At 74.8% G+C, this 4,607-nt stretch carries 4 protein-coding genes and 1 pseudogene; 2 read left to right on the plus strand and 3 right to left on the minus strand.

What is annotated here, in order from left to right:
* Nucleotides 1-54: 54 nt before the first annotated feature.
* The 3 genes from ACWGB8_RS37860 to ACWGB8_RS37870 form a co-directional block, all read right to left on the minus strand.
* Nucleotides 55-480 (minus strand): hypothetical protein, encoded by a 426-nt coding sequence (locus ACWGB8_RS37860; protein ID WP_452218205.1) that lies wholly within the window; start codon nucleotides 478-480, stop codon nucleotides 55-57.
* A 289-nt stretch (nucleotides 481-769) separates the two neighbouring features.
* Complete coding sequence (locus ACWGB8_RS37865; RefSeq protein WP_452218206.1) at nucleotides 770-1,912, minus strand: adenosine deaminase; 1,143 nt, start codon at nucleotides 1,910-1,912, stop codon at nucleotides 770-772.
* Between the two features lie 114 nt (nucleotides 1,913-2,026).
* Nucleotides 2,027-2,974 (minus strand): LysR family transcriptional regulator, encoded by a 948-nt coding sequence (locus ACWGB8_RS37870; protein ID WP_452218207.1) that lies wholly within the window; start codon nucleotides 2,972-2,974, stop codon nucleotides 2,027-2,029.
* Nucleotides 2,975-3,081: 107 nt separating this feature from the next.
* Here ACWGB8_RS37870 and ACWGB8_RS37875 point away from each other — a divergent pair, with 107 nt between their 5' ends.
* Both ACWGB8_RS37875 and ACWGB8_RS37880 read left to right on the plus strand, forming a co-directional pair.
* Nucleotides 3,082-4,380, plus strand: coding sequence for an MFS transporter (locus tag ACWGB8_RS37875; RefSeq protein ID WP_452218208.1), 1,299 nt, complete (start codon nucleotides 3,082-3,084; stop codon nucleotides 4,378-4,380).
* Nucleotides 4,377-4,607 (plus strand): annotated as a pseudogene (locus tag ACWGB8_RS37880) (hypothetical protein); the annotation flags it as partial. The gene ACWGB8_RS37875 and the pseudogene ACWGB8_RS37880, both read left to right, overlap by 4 nt.

Below are 4,607 nucleotides of genomic sequence, written 5' to 3' on the forward strand. Positions count from 1 at the left end.
GCCCGGGGGTGTGTTCCCCCGGGCGGCCGGCCCGTTTCACGCGGTGGCGGCTGCTCAGCCGGCCAGGCCCGGGATCGGGAGGGTGTTGGTGAGCCCGCCGACCGGGGTCTTGTCGAGGCCGGGGATGCTCGGAACGGCGCCGCGGGTGGCGGCCTGGGCCGCCGGGGCGGCGGCCGGGGCGGCCTCGGCGACGGGGGCGGCGGCCTCCGCGACCGGGGCGGCGGCGGCCTCGGTGGCCGGGGCGGCCTGGCCGGCGGTGGGGGTGAGGGTGCCGAGGGTGCTGGCGACCTTGTCACCGCCCGGGAGGGCCGAGGCGGCGTTGGTGACCGCACCGGTGACCGCCGGGTTGCCGACGGCGCCGGTGGGGAGCCCGAGGCCGCCGGCGGCGGTGGGGGCGGCGGACGCGCTGCCGGCGCCGACCGCAGCGATGGCGATGCCGAGTGCCGCGGTGCCGGCGGCCTTGAGGGTGGCCTGCTTCATGAGTTCGTCCCCTTGAATCCTCGTCTGTGGCCGACGTCCGGGCATGGCGCAGGGCCGACTACCGCCCGTCAGCAGTGACTGGCACACCGTAGTGAGTGGGTCGCGCGGGGATCAAAAGCCGTTCACTCACACAGGTGAGTAGTAGGACGAACGCCAGAAACGCCGGCCCGCTCAGGCCCGACGCGGCCCCACCCGCACCCGACCCGGCGCGCGCACGCGGAACGCCGGGCCCGCCGCCCGGAGGCGGCCGACCCGGCGTTCGGCGCGGCGTTCAACACGGCGGTGGGGCTCAGGCGTTGAACAGCCACTCCGCCTTGAGCTCGGCGTACCCGGGCTTGATGACGTCGTTGATCATCGCCAGCCGCTCGTCGAACGGCAGGAACGCCGACTTCATCGCGTTCACCGTGAACCACTCCATGTCGCCCAGCGTGTAGCCGAACGCCTCGACCAGGTGGCCGAACTCGCGGCTCATGCTGGTGCCGCTCATCAGGCGGTTGTCGGTGTTGACGGTGACCCGGAACTTCAGCCGGCTGAGCAGGCCGATCGGGTGCTCGGCGTACGAAGTCGCCGCCGCGGTCTGCAGGTTGGAGGTCGGGCACATCTCCAGCGGGATGCGCTTGTCGCGCACGTACGCGGCCAGGCGGCCCAGCTGCACGCTGCCGTCCTCGGCGACGGTGATGTCGTCGACGATCCGCACACCGTGGCCCAGGCGGTCGGCGCCGCAGCACTGCAGGGCCTCCCAGATGGACGGCAGGCCGAAGGCCTCGCCCGCGTGGATGGTGAAGTGGTTGTTCTCGCCCTTGAGGTAGTCGAAGGCGGCCTGGTGGCGGGTGGGGGGGTAGCCCGCCTCGGCGCCGGCGATGTCGAAGCCGACCACGCCCGCGTCGCGGTGGCGGTTGGCCAGCTCGGCGATCTCGGAGGAGCGGGCGGCGTGCCGCATGGCGGTGATCAGGGTGCCGATGCGGACGCGGTGGCCGGCCGCGCGGGCGTTGGCCTCGCCCAGCCGGAAGCCCTCCTGGACGGCGAGGACGACCTCGTCGAGGGTCAGGCCGCCCTCCAGGTGCTGCTCGGGGGCGTAGCGGACCTCGGCGTAGACGACGCCGTCGGCGGCGAGGTCCTCGGCGCAGTCGGCGGCGACCTTGATCAGCGCCTCGCGGGTCTGCATCACGGCGCAGGTGTGGGCGAAGGTCTCCAGGTAGCGGACCAGCGAACCGGAGTCGGCGGCCTCGCGGAACCACTCGCCGAGTTCCTTGGGGTCGGTGGTCGGGAGGCCCTCGTAGCCGACCGCCGCGGCCAGCTCGACGATGGTCTCGGGACGCAGCCCGCCGTCGAGGTGGTCGTGCAGGAGCACCTTCGGGGCGCGGGCGATCTGGTCGGGGGTGGGGATCCGGGGGCCGGTGCCCGCGGTGGTGACGGGGATCTGCTTCTCCATTGCGGGAGTGTAGCCCCTACGCGCGTAGACAAGCCACAGGCCGCACGGCCCGGTCGGCCGGGAGAGCCCCCGAATTCCTCCGGACGGGCCAACCACCGGCGGTCGGCCCCCCGCTCAGTCGTGTTGCAGCAGCCGCCCCCGCCGCGACAGCACGAAGTCCCGGAACGCCGCCACCGGCGCGGTCGGCGGGTGCGCCGCCGACCAGGCCAGCCCGATCGCCCGCCGGGTCCGCGGCGCGGTCACCTCCAGCTCCACCACCCCCGGCCGGGCCACCAGCACCGGCGGCAGCAGCGCCACCCCGAGCCCGGCCGCGACCAGCCCTCGCAGCGTCTCGGTGTCCTCCCCCTCGAAGGCGATCCTCGGCTCGAAGCCGGCCTCCGCACAGAAGCCGTCCGTGATCGCGCGCAGCCCGTACCCGCGCTCGACCGCCACGAACGGCTCCTCGGCGACCTCGGCCAACCGGATCCGGCGGCGGCCCGCCAGCCGGTGGTCGGCCGGGACGACCAGGTAGAGCCGCTGCTCGTCCAGCGGGCGGGTGACCAGCGCCGGGTCGTCCGGCAGCGGCGAGACCAGGCAGAGGTCCAACTCGCCCGCCCGCAGCCGCTCCAGCATCGCGCCGACGTAGTCCTGCACCAGCTGGAACCGCACCTGCGGGTACACCGTGCGGAAGCCGCGCAGCAGGGCGGGGACGGCGTCGCTGCCCATGGTGTGCAGGAAGCCGAACGCCACCCGCCCGGCCGCCGGGTCGACCTCCGCCCGGGCCGCCTCGGCGCCGCGCTCCAGTTCGGCGAGCGCCCGCTCCACCGAGGCCAGCAGCAGCCGGCCGGCCCGGGTCAGCCGTACGGTGCGGCCCTGGCGCGCCAGCAGGTCGACGCCGAGCTCGCCCTCCAGCCGGGCGACCGCGCGCGACAGCGTGGGCTGCGGCACGGCGAGCAGCGCGGCGGCCCGGGTGACGTGCTCCAGCCGCGCCACCGCGGCGAACTGGGCGAGTCTGGGCGCCAGTTGGGTGACCGGGTGGTCCGGGCCCAGCTCCGCGAGGCGCCCGTCACTGCTGTCCGTCACACATCCTCCACACCCACGGCCGCGACCTGCGCTGATACACAGGTGCATCAATTGTCGCCGATTCATGCATTGGACGCATCAGGTGCGCGCGCCCTAGCGTCGGTGCCATGCAGCCCTCCAGTACCGGGGCATCCGTGACCGCGCCGGATGCCCTCGCCCAGCCGTCCGCCCGTACCGGACAGCCCGACGACCGCCACCGCGCCGGGCAGCGCTCCTTCCGCCGCGCGAACCTCGCCCTGTTCGCCGCCGGGATCGCCACCTTCGTCCTGCTCTACTCCACGCAGGGCCTGCTGCCGGTCCTCTCCGACGACCTCGGCCTCACCCCAGGCCAGGCCAGCTGGACCGCCTCCGCCGCGACCCTCGGCCTCGCCCTCGCCCTGCTCCCCGCCAGCGCGCTCTCCGACCGCTACGGCCGGACCGCCGTGATGACCGGCTCGGTGCTCGCCGCCTCCGCCCTCGCCCTGACCCTGCCGTTCGCCCCGGACCTCGGCACCCTGGTCGTGCTGCGGGCCCTCCAGGGCGCCGCCCTCGCCGGGCTCCCCGCCACCGCGATGGCCTACCTCGCCGAGGAGGTCCACCCCGGCTCGCTGGCCTCGGCGATGGGCCTGTACGTGGCGGGCAACAGCATCGGCGGCATGGGCGGGCGGCTGGTCTCCGGCTGGACGGCCGCCGGCTTCGGCTGGCGGTGGGGGCTGGCCGCCTCCGCGGTGCTCGCGCTGCTGGCCGCCCTCGCGTTCCGGCTGCTGATCCCCGCCGCCCGGCACTTCACCCCGGCCCCGGTGGACGCCCGCGCGCTCGCCCGCACCGTCGGCGGGCACCTGCGCAACCCGCTGCTGCTCCGGCTGTACCTGCTCGGGCTGCTGTTCATGGCCGTCTTCGGCGCGGTCTACAACACCGTCGGCTACCGGCTGATCGGCGCGCCGTTCCACCTGCCGGAGTCGGTGGCCGCCTCGATCTTCGTGGTCTACCTGGTCGGCACCGCGACCTCCGCCGCGGCCGGGCGGCTGGCCGGCCGACTGGGCCGGCGCGGTGCGCTGTACGTGGCCATCGCGGTGACCGCGGCCGGGCTGCTGCTCTCGCTCGCCGAGTCGCTGCTGTGCGCGCTGCTCGGCCTGGTCCTGATCACCGGCGGCTTCTTCGCGGGCCACGCCACCGCGTCGGCCTCGGTCGGCCGCACCGCCACAACCGGCCGGGCGCAGGCCTCCGCGCTGTACCTGATCGCCTACTACCTGGGCAACAGCCTCGGCGGCACCCTGGGCGCCGACGCCTACCACGCCACCGGCTGGCCCGGCACCGCCGCCGTCGCCCTCACCGCGATGGCCCTCGCCGCGGGCGTCACCCTCTACGCCACCCGCCGCGCGATCACGGCCCGGCGCCCGGCGGCCGTCGATACACTCCGGGCATGAGCACCGATCCTGCTGTGTACGCCCGGTTGCGTGAGATCGCCGACCAGCTTCCGCAGGTGCCGGGGATAGGGAAGATCGAGATCGCCGACGGCCAGATCGTCATGATGATGTCGCCGGTCCCGGCTACGCCTCGCGCAAGGAGCTCGCGTTCGGCGACACCGTCACCGTCGGCCCGTGGACTCTCGACACCAGCGTCCTGCGCACGTACGCCTGATCCGGCGTACGTG

The organism is Kitasatospora sp. NPDC054939 (assembly GCF_053610105.1).

Excerpts from the sequence above, each read along its gene's own strand:
- ACWGB8_RS37865 (WP_452218206.1), bottom strand. The coding sequence starts at position 1,912 with ATGGAGAAGCAGATCCCCGTCACCACCGCGGGCACCGGCCCCCGGATC.
- ACWGB8_RS37860 (WP_452218205.1), bottom strand. The coding sequence starts at position 480 with ATGAAGCAGGCCACCCTCAAGGCCGCCGGCACCGCGGCACTCGGCATC.
- ACWGB8_RS37875 (WP_452218208.1), top strand. The coding sequence starts at position 3,082 with ATGCAGCCCTCCAGTACCGGGGCATCCGTGACCGCGCCGGATGCCCTC.